21 protein-coding genes are annotated in these 24,439 nt (G+C 39.3%); 5 read left to right on the forward strand and 16 right to left on the reverse strand.

Going from position 1 to position 24,439, the window contains the following annotated elements; genetic code table 11:
• Positions 1-475 precede the first annotated feature (475 nt).
• Entirely contained in the window at positions 476-832 is a 357-nt protein-coding gene (locus MWU82_RS11965) for a hypothetical protein (RefSeq protein WP_247096549.1), read from the forward strand.
• Between the two features lie 92 nt (positions 833-924).
• Here MWU82_RS11965 and MWU82_RS11970 read toward each other — a convergent pair whose 3' ends face one another.
• The 4 genes from MWU82_RS11970 to MWU82_RS11985 form a co-directional block, all read right to left on the reverse strand.
• Positions 925-2,076 (reverse strand): permease, encoded by a 1,152-nt coding sequence (locus MWU82_RS11970; protein ID WP_215948768.1) that lies wholly within the window; start codon positions 2,074-2,076, stop codon positions 925-927.
• A gap of 125 nt (positions 2,077-2,201) precedes the next feature.
• Entirely contained in the window at positions 2,202-3,395 is a 1,194-nt protein-coding gene (locus tag MWU82_RS11975; protein WP_215948769.1) for a histidinol-phosphate transaminase, read from the reverse strand.
• 34 nt (positions 3,396-3,429) lie between these two features.
• Complete coding sequence (locus MWU82_RS11980) at positions 3,430-3,930, reverse strand: hypothetical protein (protein WP_247096550.1); 501 nt, start codon at positions 3,928-3,930, stop codon at positions 3,430-3,432.
• 27 nt (positions 3,931-3,957) lie between these two features.
• The gene (locus tag MWU82_RS11985) at positions 3,958-6,894 is read right to left on the reverse strand and encodes a TonB-dependent receptor (RefSeq protein WP_247096551.1); all 2,937 of its coding nucleotides are present in this window, start codon (positions 6,892-6,894) and stop codon (positions 3,958-3,960) included.
• Positions 6,895-8,513: 1,619 nt separating this feature from the next.
• On the opposite strand from MWU82_RS11985, the gene MWU82_RS11990 reads away from it, so the two are divergent.
• Complete coding sequence (locus MWU82_RS11990) at positions 8,514-8,972, forward strand: Lrp/AsnC family transcriptional regulator (RefSeq protein WP_215948772.1); 459 nt, start codon at positions 8,514-8,516, stop codon at positions 8,970-8,972.
• Between the two features lie 256 nt (positions 8,973-9,228).
• Here the strand turns inward: MWU82_RS11990 and MWU82_RS11995 are convergent, their stop codons facing one another.
• From MWU82_RS11995 to MWU82_RS12025, 7 genes are all read right to left on the reverse strand, one after another.
• Positions 9,229-10,608 (reverse strand): NAD(P)(+) transhydrogenase (Re/Si-specific) subunit beta, encoded by a 1,380-nt coding sequence (locus tag MWU82_RS11995; RefSeq protein WP_247096552.1) that lies wholly within the window; start codon positions 10,606-10,608, stop codon positions 9,229-9,231.
• Positions 10,608-10,916 carry an NAD(P) transhydrogenase subunit alpha gene (locus tag MWU82_RS12000; RefSeq protein ID WP_215948774.1) on the reverse strand — a complete coding sequence of 103 codons (309 nt, stop codon included), beginning with the start codon at positions 10,914-10,916 and terminating at the stop codon, positions 10,608-10,610. Before MWU82_RS12000 ends, MWU82_RS11995 begins: the two co-directional genes overlap by 1 nt.
• An 11-nt stretch (positions 10,917-10,927) precedes the next feature.
• A complete protein-coding gene (locus MWU82_RS12005) occupies positions 10,928-12,028 on the reverse strand; it encodes a Re/Si-specific NAD(P)(+) transhydrogenase subunit alpha (RefSeq protein WP_247096553.1) in 1,101 nt (366 codons plus the stop codon).
• Positions 12,029-12,506: 478 nt separating this feature from the next.
• A complete protein-coding gene (locus MWU82_RS12010) occupies positions 12,507-14,393 on the reverse strand; it encodes a monovalent cation:proton antiporter-2 (CPA2) family protein (protein ID WP_215948776.1) in 1,887 nt (628 codons plus the stop codon).
• Positions 14,390-14,995 carry an NAD(P)H-dependent oxidoreductase gene (locus MWU82_RS12015; RefSeq protein ID WP_247096555.1) on the reverse strand — a complete coding sequence of 202 codons (606 nt, stop codon included), beginning with the start codon at positions 14,993-14,995 and terminating at the stop codon, positions 14,390-14,392. Before MWU82_RS12015 ends, MWU82_RS12010 begins: the two co-directional genes overlap by 4 nt.
• Before the next feature lie 91 nt (positions 14,996-15,086).
• Positions 15,087-16,343 (reverse strand): mechanosensitive ion channel domain-containing protein, encoded by a 1,257-nt coding sequence (locus MWU82_RS12020; RefSeq protein WP_215948778.1) that lies wholly within the window; start codon positions 16,341-16,343, stop codon positions 15,087-15,089.
• Positions 16,344-16,524: 181 nt separating this feature from the next.
• Positions 16,525-16,719 (reverse strand): hypothetical protein, encoded by a 195-nt coding sequence (locus MWU82_RS12025; RefSeq protein ID WP_247096556.1) that lies wholly within the window; start codon positions 16,717-16,719, stop codon positions 16,525-16,527.
• Positions 16,720-16,807: 88 nt separating this feature from the next.
• Here MWU82_RS12025 and MWU82_RS12030 point away from each other — a divergent pair, with 88 nt between their 5' ends.
• From MWU82_RS12030 to cls, 3 genes are all read left to right on the forward strand, one after another.
• Positions 16,808-17,353 (forward strand): hypothetical protein, encoded by a 546-nt coding sequence (locus MWU82_RS12030; RefSeq protein WP_247096557.1) that lies wholly within the window; start codon positions 16,808-16,810, stop codon positions 17,351-17,353.
• Positions 17,354-17,789: 436 nt separating this feature from the next.
• The gene (locus MWU82_RS12035) at positions 17,790-18,341 is read left to right on the forward strand and encodes a hypothetical protein (protein WP_215948781.1); all 552 of its coding nucleotides are present in this window, start codon (positions 17,790-17,792) and stop codon (positions 18,339-18,341) included.
• A 258-nt stretch (positions 18,342-18,599) separates the two neighbouring features.
• Positions 18,600-20,012 (forward strand): cardiolipin synthase, encoded by a 1,413-nt coding sequence (gene cls, locus MWU82_RS12040; RefSeq protein WP_247096558.1) that lies wholly within the window; start codon positions 18,600-18,602, stop codon positions 20,010-20,012.
• On the opposite strand, the gene MWU82_RS12045 is transcribed toward cls, so the two are convergent.
• The 5 genes from MWU82_RS12045 to MWU82_RS12065 form a co-directional block, all read right to left on the reverse strand.
• Positions 20,007-21,014, reverse strand: coding sequence for a 2-hydroxyacid dehydrogenase (locus tag MWU82_RS12045; RefSeq protein WP_247096559.1), 1,008 nt, complete (start codon positions 21,012-21,014; stop codon positions 20,007-20,009). The genes cls and MWU82_RS12045 overlap by 6 nt on opposite strands.
• A complete protein-coding gene (locus MWU82_RS12050) occupies positions 20,995-21,651 on the reverse strand; it encodes a hypothetical protein (RefSeq protein ID WP_215948784.1) in 657 nt (218 codons plus the stop codon). Before MWU82_RS12050 ends, MWU82_RS12045 begins: the two co-directional genes overlap by 20 nt.
• An 88-nt stretch (positions 21,652-21,739) precedes the next feature.
• A complete protein-coding gene (locus tag MWU82_RS12055; protein WP_215948785.1) occupies positions 21,740-22,150 on the reverse strand; it encodes a hypothetical protein in 411 nt (136 codons plus the stop codon).
• Positions 22,151-22,218: 68 nt separating this feature from the next.
• Positions 22,219-23,589 (reverse strand): MBL fold metallo-hydrolase, encoded by a 1,371-nt coding sequence (locus MWU82_RS12060; protein ID WP_247096560.1) that lies wholly within the window; start codon positions 23,587-23,589, stop codon positions 22,219-22,221.
• A gap of 3 nt (positions 23,590-23,592) precedes the next feature.
• Positions 23,593-24,438 carry an ATP cone domain-containing protein gene (locus tag MWU82_RS12065; protein ID WP_111624696.1) on the reverse strand — a complete coding sequence of 282 codons (846 nt, stop codon included), beginning with the start codon at positions 24,436-24,438 and terminating at the stop codon, positions 23,593-23,595.
• Position 24,439 lies beyond the last annotated feature (1 nt).

Genomic DNA, 24,439 nt, shown 5'->3' on the forward strand with positions numbered 1-24,439 from the left:
GAAAAACAAAAAAGACGTACAGGCGTCAGCCTGTGTCGGATTATCTTGAGCACCGAACCCTAAACATGATCACCGAGCACAGCGAGGTAATCCTGGCACGGATACCATTAGCATAGCGAGGGGGTTAAGCAGTGGAAAACAAAAAATCGGGATAGGCACAAGTCTGTATCGGATTTTTATAGGCCACGATCCTGCTAGAGGATTATGGAACTCATTGAGTTAATTTCTGATTATTGATTCAATATACATTGAAACCCTTCTTTTTCATATATTTCCCTTCAAAGTTTACGTCTACCCACTATAAGAATCCTAAGAAAACCTGACGATTCGTTAGCTTTTTGCTTATATTTTGCATATTCGTATTTTGTAATGTTAAAATTTATTAAATCTATAATATAGCCGGCCTATATTGCGATATATTTAATAAGTTTGAGTAGAATTAGTTAAAAAAACAAATCTAAAACATCCTTAAAATATGAAAAAGTCAGTATTTATCTTGATGGCTGCAATGCTGTTGAACGTGGTTCAAGTTTTTGCTACCGATCCCCAAAAAGGCGAAGCAAAACCGGCGAAAGCAGTTACGACCCAAATTTTCCAATTGTTGAGTGACAATATTATTCCCGATGAAATTCGTGGCGCAAAAGCCGAGGTACGTGTGGCATTGGACAATGGTGATTATTTGCGGGTTCTAAGTGTTAAAACGGAAAACCAAGCATTGGAGACCTATATTCGCAATAGTATCGATTTTCAAAAAGTTTCAAAAGGAACTTTCGAGCAAGGAGTTATATATCGTATTCCTTTAGAAGTCAGTAAAAAGGGAAGTATCCTGTAAGCTGATTCAATTAAATAATAGTAAAAGGCCCCTGAAAGTATTTCAGGGGCCTTTTGATTTTTTGCAAAACTATCAATACTTATTTAGAAGTATTAATGATTTTCAGATGAATGTGCATTGGTATTTATTCCAAAGAAGGTATTGTAATTAACAACCTCCTCGGTTTTATCGCTTCTTTTTAATTTAGTGATCAAATATGGAATGTAGGTGACAGCTACCATAATAATTCCTGTAACCACTAGTACCACTGGGTTCACGAAAAATTCGCTGAAAGAAAAAATACTAATGATCAAAATGGTGGAAAACGGCATGGAACAAGCCAAAATATTAACGGCAAAGTTAATATCGAAAGTGGGCTTTTTCTGTTCGTCCTTTTCCTCCAAGGTACTTACAGCACTCATATGGGCAAACGGCCAAAAGCTGCAGGCACTCTGTGGGAATACCACAATAAATAAAATCATTGGGGCGGCCAATGCAGGGAACAGGAAAACAAAAATAGCCGATAGTAAAAAGGTGATACCGGCGCGTCTCATCAAAAGTGAAAAGATAAAGCCAAATTCCCTAAATTTTATACGTACTGCCATACCAATGAAAAGGAGCACCAAAGGTGTCATAATCAAGCTCATTTTAACTATGGTGTTCCCCAAGAAATCAGGAAAGGAGCTAAGGGTTAGTCCGAACCCCAAAAGTACCATAGCTACTATTATAACCAGGTTAATAGGTTCATTCAGCATTGAAAGGAACAGGCCTTTTAACTTGCTGGAAGTAGTTGCAACCAAATCTTTGACGGCCCTTGCATGATACCAGTGCATCCCTAACATATACAAAAGGATAAGGACAAAGATTTTGTTGCCAACGTCGGCCAATGCGGCCAAGGCCAGATATTCATCCCCCAAGTAGACTATGATAAAGGGGAAACAGGAAAGTCCTGGTGCCAAAGAGGGGAGGAGCATTGTCAATGTTCTTTTTTTAGCTCCTTCATTGTTTGGTAGTGAAGGTGCCAATAGGTACTTAGTGGCTATGACCATTATAAAATTAAATACCAAAGCCATAAGGGGAAAAACCAATAATGACCCTTTGAGTTCTATTTTTAATAAGGCCACAAAAATTGTAGCTGGCAATGCCACGCTCAATATCAAGGTCTTAATCCCTTTCAGGTCATCCTTAGCTACCTTTTTTTGTAGTAACAGACCCAGACCTATGATCAGTAGGAGTTCTAATGTTTTTTGTAATGCATAATTCATATTATAAGTTCTTAATAATTCACTATTCCGTTCGGGGGTTTCCGTAATAAAGAACCCAACAGTAGTTGGATCATAGAAAGATCTGTAAGACCCTCCTATTGATCCAACCCGTGGGTAAACTCAACTTAAACCAATACTTTTTCCAACGCTTTTGTAAATAGCTTCATTTCCTCCATGGTACCCATACTAACGCGGCACCAGTTCTTACCCATAATCTCGAAGGCGCGAACACCTACTTTCTGGGCTGTCATTTTCTCTAGGAAGGCCTTTCCTTCCATTTCAATAGGGAAGATTATGAAACTTGTGGAAGACGGAATGTATTCAAAGCCCATTTTATCCAAGCTTTGGTAGACATATTCTCTACATGCAGCGTTGAGCTTTCTGGACTTGTCCTGAAAGGCTACATCATCCATACTGGCCGTAGCTGCAAATATGGAAGTGTATGCAATGCCCATACCCCCGCGGGTAACTTTTTCAAGTTTTGCCAGAGTCGATTCCTGTGCCACGATATATCCTACCCTTAGGCCGGCCATACCGTGTATTTTTGAGAATGTACGGGCTATTATTACGTCCTTGCCTTCATTTACTAGAGATACCATACTTTGTTTGGCACCATCCTCTAAAAAGCCCATATAGGCCTCATCCACGAAAATGGGAACTTTTTCGGATACCCTTGAACAGAAATCTACCAATTCAGCACTATCGGTCATTGCCCCGGTAGGATTGTTGGGATTACAGATGTATACCAATTTTGTATCTGCGTCAATGGCAGCTTCCATGGCTTTAAGGTCATGTGACCAATCTGCCTTACAGGGAACGGCTTTCCAAGAAGCACCTGTGGCCTCTGCTACACGAATCAATGACATATAAGTAGGGTCAGCGGATACCACATTACCACCGTTCGCAAAAAGGACCATGGCTGTTTTTTCCAATAGATCGGATGATCCAGGCCCCATCATAATGTTCTTGATGTCTACGCCTTCTTCCGTAGCTATTTTGCCCATTAGGTCAAAAAGTTCGTACCAAGCATAACGATTGCCTTTAAAGGCAACATTTTGTAAGGCCGAAATGGCTTTTGGGGATGGTCCGTAAGGATTTTCGTTGGCATTTAATTTAGCTTCCAATACCGGCATTTCACGACTATAGTCCGGTAAAAATTCCTTAAAAAATGGAGTGTAAATGGCATTTCCCTGGGCATCAAGTGCTAAAGGTGCTTTGGGCATCTCGGAGATCCCAAAACTCAAATGTGGCATAGCCATTGCTCCTGCAGCAGTTAATGCTCCTTTTTTTAACCATGATCTTCTGTCTAATGTTTTCATAATGTTATCGTATTTAAGTTTATGAGTTTAATTTTTAATTACTTTCTACTGGTTCGGCATTGGCACCTATATTTCCTGAGGCCACTACCGTATTATCTGTTTCGCTTAGGTAAATGTTGATGTGCGCATCCAGATCTAGGAGCCCATCATAAAAAGAAGTATCGCTTATGACGTAAAACTTGTTGTCATTTAACTCGCCCGTATCTCCGGAAACGGTATCCAGTGTTAGCAGGGTAGTAGTTCCTACTCCTGCCGCACCCTCTATAATAAGTGCAGGATGTTGTTGGCCTTCAATGGTGTTATATAGCGAAACCTGAACAAGTGTTCTGTCTAGGGTGCCTTTCCAAAAAACCACTCGCCCATATACATTGGATCCACCTGGGTCGGCAGCATCAATGGTATAGGCAGTATAATAGCGTAAAGTTCCTCCGCCTTCGGCGACCTCTAATGCAGCTTCTGGCATTTCTTGCTCACAGGAAGCAGTGAAGAAAACAAGAAATAGCAAACTAATAATTTTTATAGATGTATGTTTCATATCTTTTATTTTTATAGCGTTAACAGATTAAAATCCAAAAGTTAGCCTAGCGAAATAATATGCTCCGTTAGAACCTTGCTGATAGTTGGAGTATAGGTAGAAGCCTCTTTGTTCGGACCTTAGAATATCTGGGTACTTATTAAAGATGTTATTGCCCCCTACAGTTAATGCAAGCTTGTCAGTAAAGTTGTGGGTAACTCCTATATCTGTAACAAACTGAGCTGAAAAGGTTTGATCTGGATAGCCTTCAGAACCATCACTAAGAGTTATGAAATTGTTGCTTAAGGAGGTTACTTCCCCAAAATAGGATCCCCTTAGCATTCCTGACCATTTGCCCCAAGTATAGGTTCCAGAACCAATAAAGGTGGTGTTTGGAGTACCTGTTTCAAATTGACCTATGGAAGACCTGTTTACATATTTAGTTTCCAATTCCTCATCGGACAATACGGTATTAAGATCGGGAACACTTGCCCCTTCAAAAGTGTTTTCACGGAATACACCTGAAAGTGTTAGGCCTAACATGCCTTCACCTACTTTTTCTCTATAGTTGGCCACTATTTCAACTCCTTTGGTGCTTATGTCGCCCCCATTTATTCTAAAACTGGCCAATCCGGAACCAATGATAGGTGCCAATGCAGGAGCTTCGCTAGCATCAAAATTATCGGTTTCAAAGATGCGGTCTTTTATATCAATTTTATAGGCATCTACTGTTAGGTCTATTTTGTTGAAGAGACGGGTAGTGAAACCTATACTTAAATTTGTGGACTGTTCCTGTTTTAGGGCCTCTATACCGATGGCTCTTGCGGCACTACTTGTATTTGGATAAAGTGTACCATCAAAAGGATCAAGACCTACAAAGAAGGTAAAGGTGTGTGAATAATTCAATTCTTGTAGGGATGGAGCTCTAAAGCCCGTGCTCAAAGACCCTCTCAAGGCAAAGTTATCCAAGATGGAGTATCTAGTAGCTATTTTCCCAGTAAAGACATCTCCAAAATCTGAGTAGTTCTCAGTACGAACGGCACCCGTCAATAGCCATTTTTCGGTAACATCAAGTTCAGCATCCAAATAGGCAGCGGTAACCGAGCGAAATTCGTTGGCCTCATTCTCAGGGGCAAAGCCTCTAAAGCACTGACAGTTGGGGCTGTAAAATTTATTTATGTTGGTACTGGCCTCACCATAAGGCAGAACTACTGGGCTGCCGTCTGCATTTACAATGGGTTCGGAGTTAAGATCTTCCAAGGGAAAACCATCAGGACCCAATAGCGCTTCGTTATCAGTAGTTGCCGTATATATCCCGGCATCGCCTATGGCGTAACTTTCTGGCTGACCTGCCTCAATTTGGTAGTTTTCTACCCTTAGTTCTACTCCTATAGCAACGTTAAGCCCTAATAGTACATCATCAAAATATTTTGATACATCAAAATTGGTTGTGTTCTGGTAGAAGCTGTGTGTTCCCAAATCCATTGTTGTAGGGGATGCGGATTGTAGGCTTGCGTTGAAGGTATTGAACATGTCATAATTCATTTTGTTTCTACCGAAGGTATTGCTGAAATCAAAATTGAAATCGCCCAGGGTACCATCAATTCCACCTGTAAAGGCTATGTTGGTCTGGGTACTGGCAATCTGGGGCCTAAATCCATTCGGGAAAAGGTCAAAATTGGCTCGGTCCGCTTGTGCAGCTCTACGGTAAAAGCAGCTGTACCCAGCTGTGTATTTATATCCAAAATCACCAAAAGAATAAAATTGGATATCCTCATTGATGGGAAATGCCAAATTGTAGGCCACGACTCCTAGATTGGATGCCGCGGTACCTGCATAGGAGGAAAAATCCTTGGCAGTAAGGCCTCTCGCATCCGAAAGTCCGGCATCTGTCCTAAGTTCATCTGCAAGGGCTGTATTGCCTGAAGCCTGTGCCGCTACCAGTTCTGGGTTGGTTATGATAATATTCCCTTGGGCATCCGTACGCTCATTGTTCAGGTATGCATCTCCATAAGGAGTAGCATTACTTATATTGGGGCGAACTGTTGCTTCTGCTTGGCGGTAAAGTCCTGTAAGGTTTAAGTAGCCACCTTCTTCAAAAGAGACCCCGTAATTTCCTGCCAATTGATAATTGATACCATCTGGTTCTGTGTCTTTCAACAAAGCCTGATTTTCTACACTTACATCGGTTCCGCTAAGATCTGGGGCGGAATTTGGGAATCCGCCCACAGTAAAATTTCCGGTAAACTCTCCAGTACCCTTTTTTAGTACAACGTTCATTACACCGGCAATGGCATCGGAACCGTATTGCGCCGAGGCACCGTCCCTTAAAATTTCGACCCTGTCAATGGCGTCGGGGACAATGAAGCTCATATCCGTGGCATTTGCAGCTGATCCAGTTTGTGAACCTGCCAACAGTGCTGAAGTGTGTCTTCTCTTACCATTTACAAGTACCAACATTTGGTTCGGGGCTAGACCACGAAGGGTGGGGGGATCAACAGCAGACGAAAGGTCACCACCCTGGGAGCGAAAGGCACTAAATGAAGGTGCTGAGGCGACCAGCATTTGCGCCAGGTCCATTTGCGGCATATTAATAGCCTGTTCCTTTATACTTATAACATCGACGGGGGCAGTAGTTTCCAATTTGGTCCTACCTTTACTTCTAGAGCCAATAACTATAGTTTCCGTTAACATTTCAGCAGCTTCGGGAAGGGTTACGGTAATGTTGGTTCTTCCTCCTATTAGAATTTCCTTATTAGCGTAACCTAATGATGATAATAATAAAACTGCGTCGGATTCCGCGTCAATGGAAAAATTTCCGTCAAAATCCGATATACTTCCTTTAGTGGTACCCTTGATTACTACATTCACGCCTGGTAGGGGGGTACCGACTTCATCTGTAACTATTCCAGATACAGTAATTTGTTGGGCGTTCATCGCTAGCATACTGAATAGTGCGAGTGATAGTATTAGAGCTTTCTTCATATACAATAGTTTAAGGTAGTTAGTAAACAATGTTTTAGGCATACCTATTCCAATCGTTTCCATGGCCATGGAAATTCAACTGTACACCTGGTAAAAGGAAAGTTCCGGATACTTAGCTATCAAAAAACAACCAAAATTTATTGTTAAATGACTTTACAAATTTAACGATACATTAGGATAAATAAAAGTTTGGTGGTTTTCTAAAAGTCTGTATTATAGTCAGTTACAAGTCAAAAAGTAAACATATAGCCATTTTATAGTCCGTTTTCTAACGATATGTCAGCTTTTTTAATTTGAAAGAATAAAAGCTGTCAATATGATCAATTTTGCAAATAATTCATTTTTATCATTATGATAAAAAGCCTCTTGTTCAAAATGAATTAAAATCAGTATTTGATTCTTTTTCTTGCCATATTATTTGTGTTTTTTTCAAAATGGTAAATTAAATTTATTAAAATCGACCATTAAAAGGATTTTATTGAATATTTTTCATCGTTATTTTTGTAAAAAACTGACTAATAAGTTTATTATGATCTAAAAAGTGATAAAACAATATTATCTGGTCTTGAATGGATGTTTTTACAAGTATTGTATAGTAGTGGGTCTTAGATTTCATCCATAACGGTTATTATTATTCGGGAGTCTTAAGTGATAATATTAAGATTGGATCCAATAATGGGGATTCTAAGTGTCCCATTAAAGACAACACAACAGGAGTAGCTTTCAGTGACTGGACCACAAAGCGAGCCGAAGTATGCGCATAGAGCTATATTATCCTAATTGCTTTAAAGGTGTAATGACATTGGTCCGTATGCGGAAAGGGTATAATTGAAATCCAAAAAGGTATATAGGAAGGATAAACTAATATTGGAATGATTAATGGAGTTGGAGTTAAGGGGTAACCTTTATTATATACGGCTAATGTTAATTTACAACTATATCAATATTGGGAAATGTATACCTATATATAATAAGGAGTATATTTCTATGGTAAAGTGCTTCGGGTTTTATACCGTTACTGAAGGTCAAAGAATAAGTTCCTTTTTTATTATTGTCAATATATGGTTGATGGAGCCGTATAATAGAGAAGCCTTTGGAAAACTTAATAGCCCAGGGTTGAAGGTTGTTAAATTCGATAATTTAGTAAAAGAGCCTGATCCAAGTTGCCGTTAAGCAATGGTTCCAAATATTCAATATTTAAAAGAAGTTGTAGTTAGTTGGTAGTGATCTTAGGAGTTGGCCAAAAGATTTCAATAAAGGAGATTGTTTTTATCTAAAACTAAAGAATTGGCAGTTTTAATAAATATTATATGTCATATAAGTATATTATATCATTTTTTTTGATGATTTTTTAGATTTTCGAATTCATTGTTCAAAGGCCATCGCTAAGAACAAAAAAATGAAAAAGTGATTTTTAATAATATGAAAAATCCTACTTCTGAAAAATGACATAAAATTATTTTTACATCTTTTTATTATCATATTATTAGTGTTTTTCCTTAAATGATGAATTAAATTTACTGAAACTTATAATTATCAGAATAAAACACATTATTTCACAACTGATGTTATATACGTGACAGATATTTAATGTTCTGGATAATCTAAAATTGAACAATATGAAAGATAGAATTGATGAAATGGATTTCAAAATTTTAAGTTTGCTGGCAGACAATGCCCAGATGCCCTATACCGAGGTGGCTAAAAAGGCAGGTATTTCCCCTGGTACAGTTCATGCCCGGACCAAGAAAATGATAAATTTGGGGCTGATAAAGGGTGCAACCTTAGATCTTGACTACAGCAAGATAGGATGGAAAATGACTATTTTTCTAGGGGTTTATCTACGTGAAAGTTTTATGTACAAACAGGTTATCGAGGCCTTGAGAAAGGTGCCGGAGGTAGTTAAAATTCACCACAGTACTGGTAAATATGATATTTTTCTTAAAATGCACGCTAGGGATAGTATGCATTATCGGGATGTGTACCAGGATACCATTTTAACCATAGACGGGATAAAAGGGGTAGAATCTTTTATGTCCGTGGAGGAAAACATGAGTAGACATATTTCTTTTGAGTGATTTATATTTTTCCAAGTCCGTGGTAACCAATTACGCTACAATTAGGTTGACCATTGGAACAAATGGTTTCAATGGTGCTTTTTGATCGGAGCTTCAGCTTTCATACTAAGGAGGACTAAGGACGACTATGGAGAACCAGGGGCCCGGCCCCAAAACCTGAGCCCCTGTGTCTATTATATTTTAGAAGCTAAATAGGGCCGTAATATCACCAATAATACCTCCTTATAAAATCAGCCTTATATATTGAATAGCATTATTATATATTTTTCATTTCGGCCACCAAATCTGTCAAAGCCGCCTTTGCGTCACCGAAAAGCATGGAAGTTTTGGAATTATAAAACAATTCGTTCTCAATCCCGGCATAACCTGCGTTCATACTGCGTTTGTTTACGATGATATGCTTGGCATTTTCCACATCCAAAATTGGCATACCGTAAATGGGGCTTGCTGGATTGTTATGTGCTGCCGGGTTAACAACATCATTCGCCCCAACAACCAGTACTATGTCGGTATTGCTAAACTGGGGATTAATATCTTCCATTTCAACCAGCATATTGTATTCTACATTGGATTCCGCCAATAATACATTCATATGTCCTGGCATACGACCTGCAACGGGATGGATCGCATATTTCACATTTACCCCCTTTCTTGTCAACATCTCCTCCAGCTCATGAATTACATGTTGCGCCTGTGCAACTGCCAAGCCATAGCCAGGGACAATGACTACATTGTTCGCATAATTCATCATAATGGCAGCATCGCTGGCGGTGGTGCTCTTTATGGACCCTAAAGCCTTATTCTCACCTGCAGTTGCAGTTGCTCCCCCAAAAGCACCAAAAATTACCGACCCCAAGGTTCTGTTCATGGCCTTGCACATTGCCACCGTAAGTATAATACCAGCAGATCCTACTAATATACCCCCTACGAGCATCACCATATTATTATACAAAATCCCTGTTATGGCAGCGGCAATACCTGTCAAAGAATTTAATAAAGAGATTACCACTGGCATATCAGCGCCTCCAATGGGAAGCACAAATAGAATTCCATAGATTAGGCCTGCAGCCAATAGTGTATACAACACAAGCTGGCTATCTACGCCGGTGGTGACCATAAATGCCGCAAAAATGATAATTCCAATAATGGTAATATTGTTTATGATGTTGTAGTAGGGTATCCTTACCACACTTTTTAAAGAGCCGTTTAATTTGCCCCAGGCAATTAAACTACCGGAAAAAGTAATGGCCCCGATTATTATTCCTGAAACTATGGTCGTGGATTGGGTTGCGTAGTTTACATTTTTACCGTATTCCACTAGCCCGATAAGTGCTGCACTTGCACCTCCAAAACCATTGAATAAGGAGACCAATTCTGGCATTTTCGTCATTTCTACCTTTATGGCTATTAACCAGCCAATAATGGAACCTATGAGAATTGCCACCCCAATAAGGATATAAATTAGAGGTGAAACTTGTTGCTCATGAACAAAAACAGTCCCTAAAATGGCCAATCCCATACCGGCGGCCGCAATTGAGTTACCTTTTTTTGCCGTTTCTGGGTGGCCCAACATTTTTAGGCCAACTATAAATGTTACGGTCGCAATCAGATATATGATATTCAATAAAATCCCCATTATTTTTTTCTTTTAAACATTTGTAACATTCTATCGGTAACTGCAAAACCACCTACCACATTTAGGACCCCCAAGACAACAGCAATGAATCCCAAGGTCAAGGCTACATAATCAGTTGGATCTGCATGCAACATCACTAAAATAGCTCCCACTATTACAACACCGCTCAAGGCATTTGCCCCGGACATTAAAGGTGTATGCAAAACAGCAGGAATACTCTTTATTACCTCTACCCCAACAAATATGGCAAGGATAAGGATATAGGTAATCTGTAGGTTGTTCTCTATAAATTCCAAAAACTCATTCATTGTTTAATTTTTTAATTATTTCTAATAATTCCATTTTGTACAATCAGGGTCTCATCCGTAATTTCTTCCTCCAGATCCCATTTAAAATTGGTCCCTTCGGTTAAATGTTTAATATAGTTGTAGATATTTTTTGCATACAGATCACTGGCATTTGTGGATACGCTTCTTGGATCAATACTGGTGCCAATGACCTTAACACCATTTCTGACGATGGTCTTATTTATCTCACTTACTTCGCAGTTTCCTCCTTGGGCAGCGGCCAAATCAATGATTACAGCACCATTTTTCATTTGCATTACCTGTTCTTCCGTAATTAATACTGGTGCTTTTCTGCCGGGAATATTGGCTGTTGTAATAACCAGGTCTGCCTGGAACAGGGATTTGTTTACCGCCTCTTTTTGTCTTTTTTGGTAATCTGCCGAGGCTTCCTTGGCATAACCCCCTTCTGTTTCCTCGCCCTCATTGTCTACCGAGATAAATTTGGCCCCAAGGGATTCCGCTTGCTCCTTGGTTTCAGATCTTATATCTGTGGCCTCTACAATAGCTCCCAATCTTTTGGCAGTCGCTATGGCTTGTAAGCCTGCAACGCCAACACCATAGATCAATACCCTTGCTGGCGCAATGGTTCCGGCCGATGTCATCATCAAAGGAAAGATTTTAGTCATCTCAAAGGCTCCCAAAATCACAGCTTTATAGCCGGCCAGATTGTTTTGAGAACTCAATACATCCATATCCTGGGCCCTTGATATCCTAGGAATGGCATCCATGGAAAAAGCAGTAACGCCTTTATTGGCAATGGCCTGGATTAGTTCTGGGTTCGACTTATGATACAATTTACTGATCAAAATCTGCCCTTCGTCCACCAATTTTAAATCTTCTTTATCAAACGGATTAATTTTTAGGAGTACCTCGGCTTCATGGAAAATGACAGCTCGTTTTTCAACAGCTACCTCAACATTTTTATAATCTGAATCCTTAAAGGAAGAGTACTCTCCTGCACCTTCCTCCACAAGAAGTTCAAATCCTGAGGCAATTAATTGTTTGGCAATGTTCGGCGTAATGGCAACGCGTCTTTCTCCATCCAAGGTTTCTTTTAAAATGCCTATTTTCATTTTGGTTAATGGTTTAGTTATTTATGAAAATTAACTTATTGGTTATGATTATAGAAAATTGGCGAAAATAGAGAATTAACAAAATATTTGAGGTTATTCATAAGAAAGATTACAATTTTTGTGTTAATTGTTTAATATTTCGTAAAAGGATGGCAAAACTACAAGGCCATTCCTTTTGAGTGTTATTCTTAGGTTTAACTTTTTTATTAATGTTTCTATAGACCATTCAATACTACAATGATAAGCTTAGTGAGTTTTTTAGGCATCCTGTACTGTCCGGGCTTGGACGTATATTAAAATGCAATTTTGGAAATTTTCTATAGGATTATCTCTTTAGGAAATGTAGTTTTTACAATCCATTCAAGATGGGTAACTTAACCTAATATTGTTAATTGTCGATTTGATTACCGACTTCAGTGTATTCCAGATGGAATTAAAGAGGCGTATTGAAGTATTTACAAGGAATATGATCTTCTAATTAATGTTCAGGGGCATTATGGGCCTCTCGCATTTGTTCACTGTCCCAATGATTGTCAAATTCAATAATACCCCTATTTAAATCTTCCTCCAACTGTTTTTCTTGTTGTTTCATTTCTTTTTTGGCCTTAAAAATATACTCTTCCCTGGTTTTGGGTTTATTGGCCAATCGTCTTAGGCTTTCCTCATCGTATTGAATAAATTTCTGGGCTTGCCTGTATATGGTGTATTTTCTAAACCCTAAATGGTTTAAAGCATCACTTGCCATTTTAACGGAGGTTTCCAAAGACTCTCTGTACACATCTTCAACACCCATATTTAGTAAATCGTACGCATCATATCTGTTTTTTGCGCGTAACATCAACTTCACATTAGGATATTTCTCCTTCACCATTTTCGTTAAATGGATTACGTTATCGCTATTGTCAATTGCCGATATTAGAATCTTGGCCTCTGCTATACCTGCAGATTCCAATAGATCTATTCGAGTGGCATCCCCATAGTATACTTCAAACCCCATTTTCCTTAGAAGATCTACCCGGTTGGAATCGTTATCCAATATAGTGGCTTCAATGCCATAGGATCTGAGGAACCTTCCAACCGTACTTCCAAAATGGCCAAAACCTACCAAAATAACTTTGTGGGTCTTGGCAATGTGATCCACTGGTCTGGTTTCCGCTTTTTTGGTTCCTACCCGCGGTAGGATCAATCGCTCATTTATTATTCCCAGTATGGGCGTAAGGGTCATGGTAAGTGCTGTTACCACCAACATCATATCCAATTCAACCCTATCCAGAATATTCAATTGATAGGCGAAAGAAAGTAGTACAAAAGCAAATTCCCCAATTTGGGCCAGCCCAATAGTTAGGAGCAGTCTTTGATCGGCCTTAAGTTTAAAAATGGCTCCGACCAAGAATAGGATTAGGGCCTTTAAAACGATTACGGCGACTACCAACCCACTAATCATTAAGGGGTTGTCCCCAATAACAATAAAATTAATAGAGGCTCCGACCGCCATAAAGAACAAACCCAACAACAGGCCTTTGAAGGGTTCCAGATTACTTTCCAGTTCATGTTTAAATTCGCTGGTAGCCAATACCACTCCGCCTAGAAAAGCCCCCAAGGCCGGACTAAGTCCAACCAATTCCATAAGATAGGCGAGGGCAATAACGATGAGCAGGGCGGAAGCGGATAGTAGCTCCCTAAGTCTGGTTTTGGCTACCAGCCGCAACATGGGTACAAAGAAATATCGACCGGCAAGAACAACGGTCACTACCGACAGGAAAATGGCCAAAGCCTGAAAACCTAGGGGTAAATTTTCAAGTAGATAGATATGATCCGAATGGTCGTCGGCAATTGCAGTTTTTTCCGAATCCGTTAGTAAGGGGATTACCGCCAACATCAAAATAACAATAATATCCTGAAAAAGAAGAATGGAAAAAGATGAAGCCCCGTAGGTAGTATTCATCAATCCATTTTCCTTTATAGTCTGTAAGGTTATGGCAGTGGAGGACAGGGATACTGCCATGGATATGATAAGCGAAACTTTCCAATCAAATCCAATCATGTTAAATAACAGGAAGGAAACGATCATAGTACCCAGAACCTGGGCTCCGCCCATGCCAATTATGGTTTTTCTCATTTGCCAAAAACTCTTTGGTTCTATTTCAAGGCCTATTAGAAAAAGCATCATGACCACACCAAATTCGGCAAAGTGAAGTATGTCCTGACCTTCATCGCCAACAAAGCCCATAATATAAGGCCCTATTAATATTCCAGCCAAGAGGTAGCCCAGAACAGAACTTAGTCCGAACTTTTTGGCTATGGGAACACAAATAATGGCACCGGTCAGAAAGACAATTGCTGCAAAAAGTATGCTACCGCTCATTTAGAAGTTATTTTATTTAGTTGGGGAGTGTCATTTAAGAATTCACAGTTTTTGATCTTGTCAAAAGGAAGGCTTTGCTGTAATTCAAATATTAATTGTTCGTATTTCAAGGTGTAATCTTCCAGCTCTTGATCGGACATGTTATGGGTTCCCATAACCGTAAATGGTGGCAGATATATCATATTACAGAGTCTGGCGGTCTGTTCAAAGGGTCGCAAAAATTCATTTACAGAATAGTTATTGCTACCTTCTGAACAGTAAACTGCCCTGGTTCCACCAGTGGTAATAACATTTAAACATTTTTTGGATTGTAGCGCCTTGCCGTTAGCTCCATAGGCCCATCCAAATTCCAGAACCACATCCATCCATTGTTTCATCAAGGGGGGGCAACTGTACCAATAAAAGGGATGGTGCCAAACAATAACATCGTGTTCGGCCAAAAGTTTTTTTTCACTTGTAATATCTATGTTAAAATCAGGATAGCGCTCATAAAGGTCATGAAAAGTAACCCCCTCTTTATTTTCTACCACTTTTACCAGGGCTTTGTTTGCTCTGGATTGTTCAAATTTTGGATGTGCAAACAAAATTAATATTCGATTCATACTTTTAATTTAATGCATAACATTGGAACCAAGGTTTCATTTCCAATAAATATGGCATTCCATATCTGTAATTAGGCCCTTCCTTACCGATCTACACCTTATCCAGACCATTGTTAAAAGAGGTTGGCAGTTCAAATACTTCCAACTCAAAATAAGGCAGTGCCGCCAACAAATGGTCAAAAATATCCGCCATTATATATTCGTAATTTTCCCAACGTTTATCACTGCTAAAGGCGTAGATTTCCAAGGGTATCCCTTGTGGTGTAGGAGATAATTGCCTGGTCATTAGGGTCATAGTCTGGTTAATAGCGGAGTGGTTCTTTAAGTAGGTTTCCGCATATTTTCTAAAAACACCAATATTTGTAAGGTTCCTTCCGTTTATGGCCATTTGTTTGTCAATATCGTGCTCATTGTTATAGGTATCGATATTGGTATTTCTTACCTCTAAATATTTGGAAATTATCTGTATACCTTTCAGGGTTTCGATGTTTTCTGCAGTCAGGAATTTAATACTTTTCTGTTTTATAAGCAGAGCGCGTTTAATCCTACGGCCTCCGGAGGCCTGCATTCCCCTCCAGTTTTTGAAAGAATCAGAAATAAGCGAATAGGTAGGAATGGTTGTAATTGTCTTGTCAAAATTCTGGACTTTCACAGTAGCAAGGGAAATTTCGGTAACATTGCCATCGGCCCCAAATTTTTCAAAGGTTATCCAGTCCCCTATACGCACCATGTCATTGATACTTACCTGTATGCTTGCCACAAGGCCTAAAATGGTATCTTTAAATATCAAAAGAATTACCGCAGAGGCAGCGCCCAAGGCGGTAAAGAATTTCCAAATGGTGGTATCGGTCAATACCGCAAAAAGAGTAAGGATGCCCCCGATCCAAGCGAATATCATAAATACCTGAATATAGCTATCCAAAGGCTTGTCCTTCATATGGGGCAAGGTTTTTAGATAATCCTTAATGCTTCGGAGCAGGCTTCTTATAAGTATTAGCACCAAAATTACGGCTAGGATTTCAATGGCCTTCAATATAATACCTTCGGTATTTTCAAAATCGAGGAAGGCCAAGGGAAGATACCTGTACAACAACCATAAGGGTATAATGTGCGCTACATACCTGGGCACCTTATTGAACACTAAAAAATTATCAAAATTGGTCTTGGACTGCCTAGCGAACCTGACCGATAAGAAACGGAATAGTTTCCAAAGGATATAATCCATCAATAGGGCCACTAAAATTATTCCTATGAAAAGAATTAGGGCGTTGAGATAGGCGGCCGTGTTGGCTTCCAAACCGGATTGGATCAGGTAATCGTAAAGTAATCGTCTTAAACCGTTGTTCATGACCAGAATGCAATGTTGAATATTTGGCAAAAATAAGGATTGAGGTTCAGTTGTAGCAGTAGATAGGCAAAAAGTATTAAAGCTCTGTCCTACAAACTATTTTAATCCCTTTATGTGCTTAAACAGGTTGCTTATCTATACCGGGCTAAAATCGTAAAATAATTTTGAAGTTAGTTAATTTTTACCGGCTAATGATTTCATTGTTCAGAATATTGCCATCAACGTCATAATGTGTAAATTCTACCACTGTGGCAGTTCCTTCCCAGGTCAATTTAATTCCATTGTTGGCAATGACATCCTGGCAAAGGAGGTACGGCAGCAATGGCGATCCATTTTCATTGCTCGCATATAGGATAGTTGAAGTTGTACTTGGCACAATAAATATTGAATAATGTTAAAAAAAAGCCATATATTGAATAAGCTAAAAAAACTCTAAAATATAACCACCCATTAACAAAGTCAATATGAAAATAAACCGATTCTTTATGACCGTGGCCACGGTAATTGTAGTGTTCCTATACAGTGAAAATGCATTTTGCCAGACCACAGATATCGCGGTAGTGGATAGTACCTCCAAAGCAGAAAACAGATTAAAATTCGGTTGTGGGTTTGGATTGAGCTTTGTTGGAGGTACCAATATTAGTCTATCTCCTAATTTGATTTATGATGTAAGCAATAAAGTGAGTCTTGGCGGTGGAATCCAGGGCAGTTATACCTCCATCAAGGATTTGCAGAATACCACCACTTTTGGAGCCAACATTATAACCCAGTATAGGCCGATCCGACAATTGACTACCTTATTGGAATTCGCCCAACTCAAGGTAAATACCAAAACGGAGACCCCCACGGGAAAAGTTACCGATGATTACTGGGACTCTGCACTCTTCGTTGGTTTAGGATGGAATATTAATGAAAAAATATCCGTAGGGGCAAAATACAATGTATTGTACAAGGAAGATGAAAGTGTATATACCAGTCCCATTCTTCCCTTTGTAAATATTACCTTTTAGAAGATTGGCGGCATAGGTGGCATTAAAGTTTTAATAGCGCAAGGCCAAACACTATCTTACTTGTGTTGATATCGGGCATCGAGGTCTTTTAAAGTACCTAGGGGGGGATTAGAACCGGATTCCCATTTTTTTTGACGATAGATTCAATCGTTTTTCCCAATTAGGTTTACAGAGAATTTTATCCCATTTGCGGCAATTCCTATGAGTGCTTCTGCAAATAATATCACTTAATATTCAACTTCTTGGATATTGTAACACCTTAAATAATTAATACACTGCTCTAGATTGGGATTAACCCAACTATGCTAAATGTTGACATTTTTTAAGATTTGTTGTCAATGTGCAGTTAAAATAGCATATAAATTGGAAAATCCTGCTGTTTCATGAGGAAGTGTATGTCTATAAATTTGTAGGCGTATTCTTTAAATACTTCGTTATGAAAAAAATGAATTTTTATCCCAAGACTTGGCAAGTGGTACCACTGCTTTCCGATAGGTATCTGTTGGATTCAGATGGAAAATGTATAAAGGATTTGGTCTTGCGGAATAGCTATGCCACGGATATGAAAGTGTCCGAAATGGATTTGAACATTACTAAGTTTTCTGCTATAGATACCCATGGACAGGAGCATTTTATTGGAGACTTCCCAGGTCAGGCTTCCATACCTATCAAAGGTATGCATACGGGCCTATTTCTAAAATCCAAAAGCGTCCTTAGCTTGGAAAAAGGTTCTTACAGTGCATTCAGATTTTATCTTGGCAAATCTGGGAGCAAGATAATCTATAGTGATAGATTTCAAGAACGTGCGGACGGAATTAAATTCCTGGACTTCGAGATAGTGAACGGACTAACCATTGAAGGGGAGGAGTCGCCCGAAGCTATTCTCCGGTTTGATTTTGTACCCTTTAAAACAATGGGACTTTTGAAGTCCATTGCACAATTTTTTAAAGGCCCTGCTGCACTTGTGGGCAAGCTCGCACACTCGTAGGTCTGGAAATCCAAAAAGCCCGTTGATTGGGACAAAATCAGTTTCCAGAGATGTAATGGCCTAAATAATACGGACTACGAACAACCCACAGAACATGAGTAACTTGTTTTGTGGGTTTTATATTTAGCATTCACTGTTTAATGGATAGCTGTAAATAGTTCAATCCTATCAATAGCTGATAATTATCATAGTTAAAACACAGCAATTCCCGAACTTTGTTCATTGCACTTATCCCAGTCAACAAACTAAAAAGGAAACATGTGGAATGCTATTTTTCTTAGTCTTTATTTACTTATTGCTTTAGTCATTATCATAAGTATCCTTTTGCACGGCGCAAAACCTTCAAAAAGTTTGGCCTGGCTTCTGGCCATTTTTACCATTCCGGTAGGTGGGATGTTTCTTTATCTTCTTCTGGGAAGAAATCGAAGAAAAAATAAGTTGCTGAAATTAAAAAAGAAGGCCTTTTTAAATTTGCCGGAACCCCTAATGCAGCACATGGCTTCCATGAGCGGGAGGCACCAAAAACTAATGACCTTGGTATACCGGAATTCACATTTCCCTCCAACGGACAATAATGAACTCAAACTGCTGAAAGATGGAAAAACGACCTTCGAATCTATTTTCGAAGCTTTGGAAAACGCCCAATACCGTATACATCTACAATACTACATTTTTGAAGAAGGGGAACTTACGCAAAGGCTATTGCAACTTTTTGAGCGTAAAATTGCGGAAGGGGTGGAGGTTAGAATGATCTATGACGGTATTGGCAGCTTTTCATTAAGTAAGGCCTATTTGAAAAAATTAACAATTATAGGTGTAGAGGTATATCCTTTTCTGCCGTTCAAGTTCGGGCGGTTTTTTTCTTCCTTAAACTATAGGAATCATAGAAAGATCATTGTTGTAGATGGCAAGGTGGCATTTACCGGGGGAATCAACGTATCTGATAAATACTTAAAAGGTGATGTGGAACTGGGCAATTGGCACGATATGCACCTAAGATTGAAGGGTACTTCAGCGAGTCATTTGGATTTTGTTTTTGCAATGGATTGGTATTTGGTTTGTCAGAAGACGATTTCTGTGCTGCCCTTGGATACTGATAAAGGTGCTATTGAAAAAAATGAAGGTAAACTTGTACAGATCGTCTCTGGGGGACCGGATGATGATTTCCCTTCCTTGGAACAGACTTACTTTACAATTATAAATAAGGCGAAGAATTATCTGTTTATTACCAATCCCTATGTAATTCCCGGACAGGCTATAATGGAGGCCTTACAGACCGCCGCTTTGGGAGGTGTGGACATACGCTTGATGGTTTCCGAGAATGCGGACAACAAAATAGTAAGTTGGAGCGTGCGGTCTTATTTTGAGCCCCTTCTTAAATCCGGGGTGAAGATCTATTTATTTCCTGACGGATTTTTACATAGTAAAATCATTGTTAGTGATGATACTATAGCTACCATAGGCACGGCCAATTTGGATGATAGGAGCTTTGAACAGAACTATGAAGTAAATGCCATTGTTTATGATGCCCCTTTTGCACAGCTGTTGAAGGAGGATTTTCTTAAGGACGCCTATTCAAGTAGAATGCTGGTCTACGAAGATCATATAAAAAGACCTTGGGGTGAAAAACTAAAAGAAGGTTTTGGAAAAGTGTTTAGTCCGTTGTTATGAATTGATCATTTCAAGACCCAGTTCGTTCTGGCATGGTTTACCTTCTTCCCAACTATTTAGATTTTCATAAGTAACTTCAGCAATATTGGTCAACGCCTCTTTGGTTATAAAACCTTGGTGGGGTGTAAGAAGTACATTGGAAAAGGATAATAATTTTATTAGGGTCTCATCTTTGATTCCATCAATAGAATTATCCTTAAAGAACGACCCTATTTCCTTTTCATAAACATCTGTGCAGTAGCCGCCAATTGCGTTTTTTTCCAAAGCATTGATCAATTCTTTAGTTTCCACTAAGGCTCCTCTTGCAGTATTTATCAAAACAACCTCCGGTTTCATTAAGGCTAATTTTTGTTTGTCTATTAAATAGTAGTTCTCTTGGGTGAGCGGAATGTGAAGGCTAATTATATCCGATTGTTCACAAAGCTTGTCCAAGGAAGTGTAGGTAAGATCATATAATTGAACAAGTTTATAATCAGGTTTAAGGTCGTGGGCCAATATTTTGCAACCAAAACCATGCATGATTTTTGCCATTACACTGCCAATTTTGCCAGTTCCAACAATGCCTACGGTCTTTCCGTTCAAATCGAAGCCCATCAGATTGTTTTGTAGAAAATTATAGGAGTGTACCTGCTTATCTGCCAAAATAATCTTCCGGTTAAGTGCCTGCAATTGGGCAACGGCATGTTCGGCAATGGAGTAGGGGGAATACTCTGGGACATTGGCTACCTTAAGCCCAAATTTATGTGCTGTTTTTAGATGCACGTTGTTATACCCGGCCGAACGCAAGCTAATATAAAGAACGCCCAAATCCGATAACTTTTCCAATACTAGGGCGGAGGCATCATCTCCGGAAAATATGGAAACCGCCTTATGGCCAACAGCTTGGATGGCCGTCTCTGCATTTAAGGCATCTTTTGTAAAGGTAACTTTATGACCGTTGTTATTGGCGCTATTTAAAAAAGGGATTTCAAAATCTTTAGCGCTATAGACCAGTAATTTCATTTTTTTCTTCTTTGATAAATATTAGATCTTGGTCTTCCATGGCCAGTATAACAAGCTTTATATAATCTTTGATGGTTTTTTGTATGTTCTTGGGGTCTGAGATGTCTATACTTCCCCTCCAGATCATAGACCTTTCCTTGCCTTCACAAATACAGTAAAGTGTGGTCTCGGCGTGGTATACCGTAAATTTATCATAATATCCTTGGTCATAATAGATGTCCTGGTGACTTAGATAATCGTCATTAAATCTTCCTTGGTAATTGTTCCACCTTGAAATGGATTTCAAAAAACTTTCCTTATCCTCCGAACCAACAACTTTGGTAAACAGTATAGCATCAAAATCTTTATCCAGAAGACTTTGTTCCACATCATCCAGTTCTTTTTCGGTCTTACGGGTATCGGTAAAGGAAACATCAAAAACATCAAGGCTGCGCATGGCTTCAACATTTCGTTTGCTAAATTCTTTCTGCATGTTCGTTTCAAAATCCATCCTGGCTTCCTCGTCAGAGGCCATTCCTACTATCAACACTTTATTGGCATGGAACAGTACAGTGTCCGGATTTTTCCAGTTTTCAACCAAACTAGTGGAAGAGCATCCCGTTAGTAGTATTGCGAATAGAATTAATATTTTTTTCATGGTATAAGCCTTTGTAATAATAGTATTTTTTAATTTCAGGAATAGTTGCGAAGGTAGCAGATGTGCTAATGAAATAATATGACGTTGGTCAGTTATTAAGAATGCTCCCCGTATAATTGAAAATTTCGCTTTTTAGATTTTGGTAAGCCCCCTGACATTCGTCGACCTCCAATTGAAGACTATCATTTTTTTTAATGTCGTCCGCACTAATGGCGCTGTCCGCTATATCCAACTCAGTACCTAAATTGTTTTCGTGCAATGAAATTTGGGTTCTTACGGCCGCATTTCTATTTTCGATATCCTTCAAACGGGTTTTGTAATCCTGTAAACGTTCAAAGAGGTTAGGGATGTTGGGCCTAAAGGCATTGGAATCCAATAGCCGTTTTATAAAAACAATTTCCTCATCCATTAACTGAAACCTCAATTTCCATTGCTGAATTTTCCAGTGCAATAGGGTAACTTTCCCCCCGTTATCTGTGGCCGTATTTTTCTTTTCCATTTTTTTTGGATCTTGGATAAAGTTAAGAACTTTTAAAAACCTCCGCAATGAGATTCGTCATCGCAGGTTTAGATGAATATTTCTTGTATGTCGTTGAGTTTAGGGATTTGTACGTTCCATCCATGAACATCCCTGATCTTGACTCTAAAGGCATCCAAGGAGGTAGGTTCCCCATGGATAAGGAAAACTGTTTCCGGAATATTTTCAATTTCCTCCATCCAATGTAACAACTCGCTTTGATCGGCATGGGCAGAAAGACTTTCCAAATGATGAATTTTTGCTTTAACCGGATAATATTTTCCAAACAGCTTTATTTCATAGGCCCCTTCCAATAGTTGGCGTCCGCGGGTTCCTTCCGCTTGGAAACCCACTAATAAAACCGATGTTGATGGGATGTCTATCAACTGTTTTAAATAGGTAAGTACCCTGCCTCCTGTAACCATGCCGCTTCCGGCAATTACAATTTTAGATCTGGGATCGTCGATAGTCTTCCAGGTGTCGGCATAGGAGGTTATAATATTGAAGTGATTGCACATGGCATAGTACTCGTTCATCGGCAGTTTATGCCAATGTGGAAATTGTTCAAAAACAGACAACACATTGTTGCCCATGGGGCTATCTATAAAAACAGGGATATTGGGGATCTTGTTTTTTTTGTACAACTGCCAAAGTAGATACATTAACGATTGTAGTCGCTCCACCGCAAAGGATGGGATGATAAGATTTCCCCTTTCTTGAATGGTTGTTTTTATGAGATCGCTGAGTATTGTTTCTACGTCTTCCTCAGGATGTAATTTATTCCCATAGGTGCTTTCCACAAAAAGATAATCGCCCCATTTTGGACGTTCAGGGGCTTCCAATAAATCATCATGTAATCTTCCAACGTCCCCAGAAAAAACGAACAGTTTTCCGAAAATTTCCAATTCAATAAAGGTAGCACCGATGATGTGACCGTTATAGCGGTATTTGAAGCGAATGTGCTCCGAAAGGGCAATCCATTCGTCCTTTTCCCTGGATTGAAACAAATCTATAGTACGCTCTGCCTCCTTTACGGTGTAAAAAGGAAGCGCGGGGTCGTGCTTGCTGTACCCTTCCTTATTGGCCTGCTCAGCTTCTTCCTCGTGTATTTTGGCGCTGTCCAAAAGTATTATTCGGGTAACTGCCAATGTGGGTGCTGTTCCTACAATTTTTCCTTTAAAACCTTCCTTTAATAATCTGGGCAGGTATCCTGTATGGTCCAAATGTCCATGGGTCAATAGCACCACATCTATTTTAGAGACATCTATTGGCAAGGGATTCCAGTTTTCTTGTCGGAGTTCCTTTAGTCCTTGGAACATACCACAATCGATCATCAGGTTCAATTCAGGGGTTTCCAAATAGAATTTGGAGCCTGTCACGGTTCCGGAAGCACCTAGGAAATGTATTTTGATAGTATTCATAATCTAATGATTGCAAAGTTGTTTAATTTCATTCAGGATTTTTTCTTTCCTAGTATTGGAGATTCCCAAATGGTCCAAAAAAAACTTATCCTTCCAAAGTTGCCTGCATAAGACCACATCCCTACTCAACAAAAACTGTTTTTCCCTATTGCTGAGTAGGGTGGATACGGTAATTGGATAAAGCCCTAAACGATCTATACGATCCTTAAGTCCATCATTTAAGGGTAGGTCCCAACTTAAGAGGTTCAACCCTACACATTTTCCGTAGGTTGAGGCATCGCTGGTAAAACGTGTGTTGGTTACTACCCAGCCTTTATCCAGTTCCCTACTTTCGTTTTTCTTGGTGGCCCAATGTGCTTTTACATCGTTATATCTGGAATGGATGTATAGGGGAATCTTAACGTTGCAGTTACGACCTTCTTCTGAGTGGAACTTACATTCTATAATAGTGACGGTTCCATTTTTTTCTGCAACTACATCAATTTCATGGGTAACACAGATACCGTTCATTATTTGATCTACACTAGTGTGGTAGCCGGAATATTCCAGGATGGCGGCCACAAAACGTTCAAAGGGAAAGCCAGTTGGTCCCAATTCGTATATGGCCTTTTTTAGTTTGTATTTTGAAGCAAAGACCGATTTGTTCTTTTTCAGGAGGGCATAGGCCCTATTGTAGATTTCATTGGTAGAGATGCCCTCATAGAGTTCATCCTTCACCTGTCCTACGATCTGTTCCACTAGATTATGGTCGGCCCCACTGTGTTTTAGGGATTTACGCAGTTTGTCCAAGGAAAATTTGGCCCGTTCCCCAGAGGATTTTAGAATTTCAATGTCTAATTCCTTTTCCATA

Source organism: Arenibacter sp. S6351L, assembly GCF_023016025.1.
In the GTDB taxonomy this organism is placed as follows: Bacteria; Bacteroidota; Bacteroidia; order Flavobacteriales; family Flavobacteriaceae; genus Arenibacter; species Arenibacter algicola_B.

Bases quoted from the DNA above. Each gene is read 5' to 3' on its own strand.
- MWU82_RS12020 (WP_215948778.1), bottom strand. From the start codon at position 16,343: ATGAACAACGGTTTAAGACGATTACTTTACGATTACCTGATCCAATCC.
- MWU82_RS12045 (WP_247096559.1), bottom strand. From the start codon at position 21,014: ATGAAATTACTGGTCTATAGCGCTAAAGATTTTGAAATCCCTTTTTTA.
- MWU82_RS11965 (WP_247096549.1), top strand. From the start codon at position 476: ATGAAAAAGTCAGTATTTATCTTGATGGCTGCAATGCTGTTGAACGTG.
- MWU82_RS12010 (WP_215948776.1), bottom strand. From the start codon at position 14,393: ATGAGCGGTAGCATACTTTTTGCAGCAATTGTCTTTCTGACCGGTGCC.
- MWU82_RS12060 (WP_247096560.1), bottom strand. From the start codon at position 23,589: ATGAATACTATCAAAATACATTTCCTAGGTGCTTCCGGAACCGTGACA.
- MWU82_RS11985 (WP_247096551.1), bottom strand. From the start codon at position 6,894: ATGAAGAAAGCTCTAATACTATCACTCGCACTATTCAGTATGCTAGCG.
- MWU82_RS11995 (WP_247096552.1), bottom strand. From the start codon at position 10,608: ATGGGGATTTTATTGAATATCATATATCTGATTGCGACCGTAACATTT.
- MWU82_RS12035 (WP_215948781.1), top strand. From the start codon at position 17,790: ATGAAAAAAATGAATTTTTATCCCAAGACTTGGCAAGTGGTACCACTG.
- MWU82_RS12050 (WP_215948784.1), bottom strand. From the start codon at position 21,651: ATGAAAAAAATATTAATTCTATTCGCAATACTACTAACGGGATGCTCT.
- MWU82_RS11980 (WP_247096550.1), bottom strand. From the start codon at position 3,930: ATGAAACATACATCTATAAAAATTATTAGTTTGCTATTTCTTGTTTTC.
- MWU82_RS11970 (WP_215948768.1), bottom strand. From the start codon at position 2,076: ATGAATTATGCATTACAAAAAACATTAGAACTCCTACTGATCATAGGT.
- MWU82_RS12000 (WP_215948774.1), bottom strand. From the start codon at position 10,916: ATGAATGAGTTTTTGGAATTTATAGAGAACAACCTACAGATTACCTAT.
- cls (WP_247096558.1), top strand. From the start codon at position 18,600: ATGTGGAATGCTATTTTTCTTAGTCTTTATTTACTTATTGCTTTAGTC.
- MWU82_RS12055 (WP_215948785.1), bottom strand. From the start codon at position 22,150: ATGGAAAAGAAAAATACGGCCACAGATAACGGGGGGAAAGTTACCCTA.
- MWU82_RS11975 (WP_215948769.1), bottom strand. From the start codon at position 3,395: ATGAAAACATTAGACAGAAGATCATGGTTAAAAAAAGGAGCATTAACT.
- MWU82_RS12015 (WP_247096555.1), bottom strand. From the start codon at position 14,995: ATGAATCGAATATTAATTTTGTTTGCACATCCAAAATTTGAACAATCC.
- MWU82_RS11990 (WP_215948772.1), top strand. From the start codon at position 8,514: ATGAAAGATAGAATTGATGAAATGGATTTCAAAATTTTAAGTTTGCTG.
- MWU82_RS12005 (WP_247096553.1), bottom strand. From the start codon at position 12,028: ATGAAAATAGGCATTTTAAAAGAAACCTTGGATGGAGAAAGACGCGTT.
- MWU82_RS12030 (WP_247096557.1), top strand. From the start codon at position 16,808: ATGAAAATAAACCGATTCTTTATGACCGTGGCCACGGTAATTGTAGTG.
- MWU82_RS12065 (WP_111624696.1), bottom strand. From the start codon at position 24,438: ATGGAAAAGGAATTAGACATTGAAATTCTAAAATCCTCTGGGGAACGG.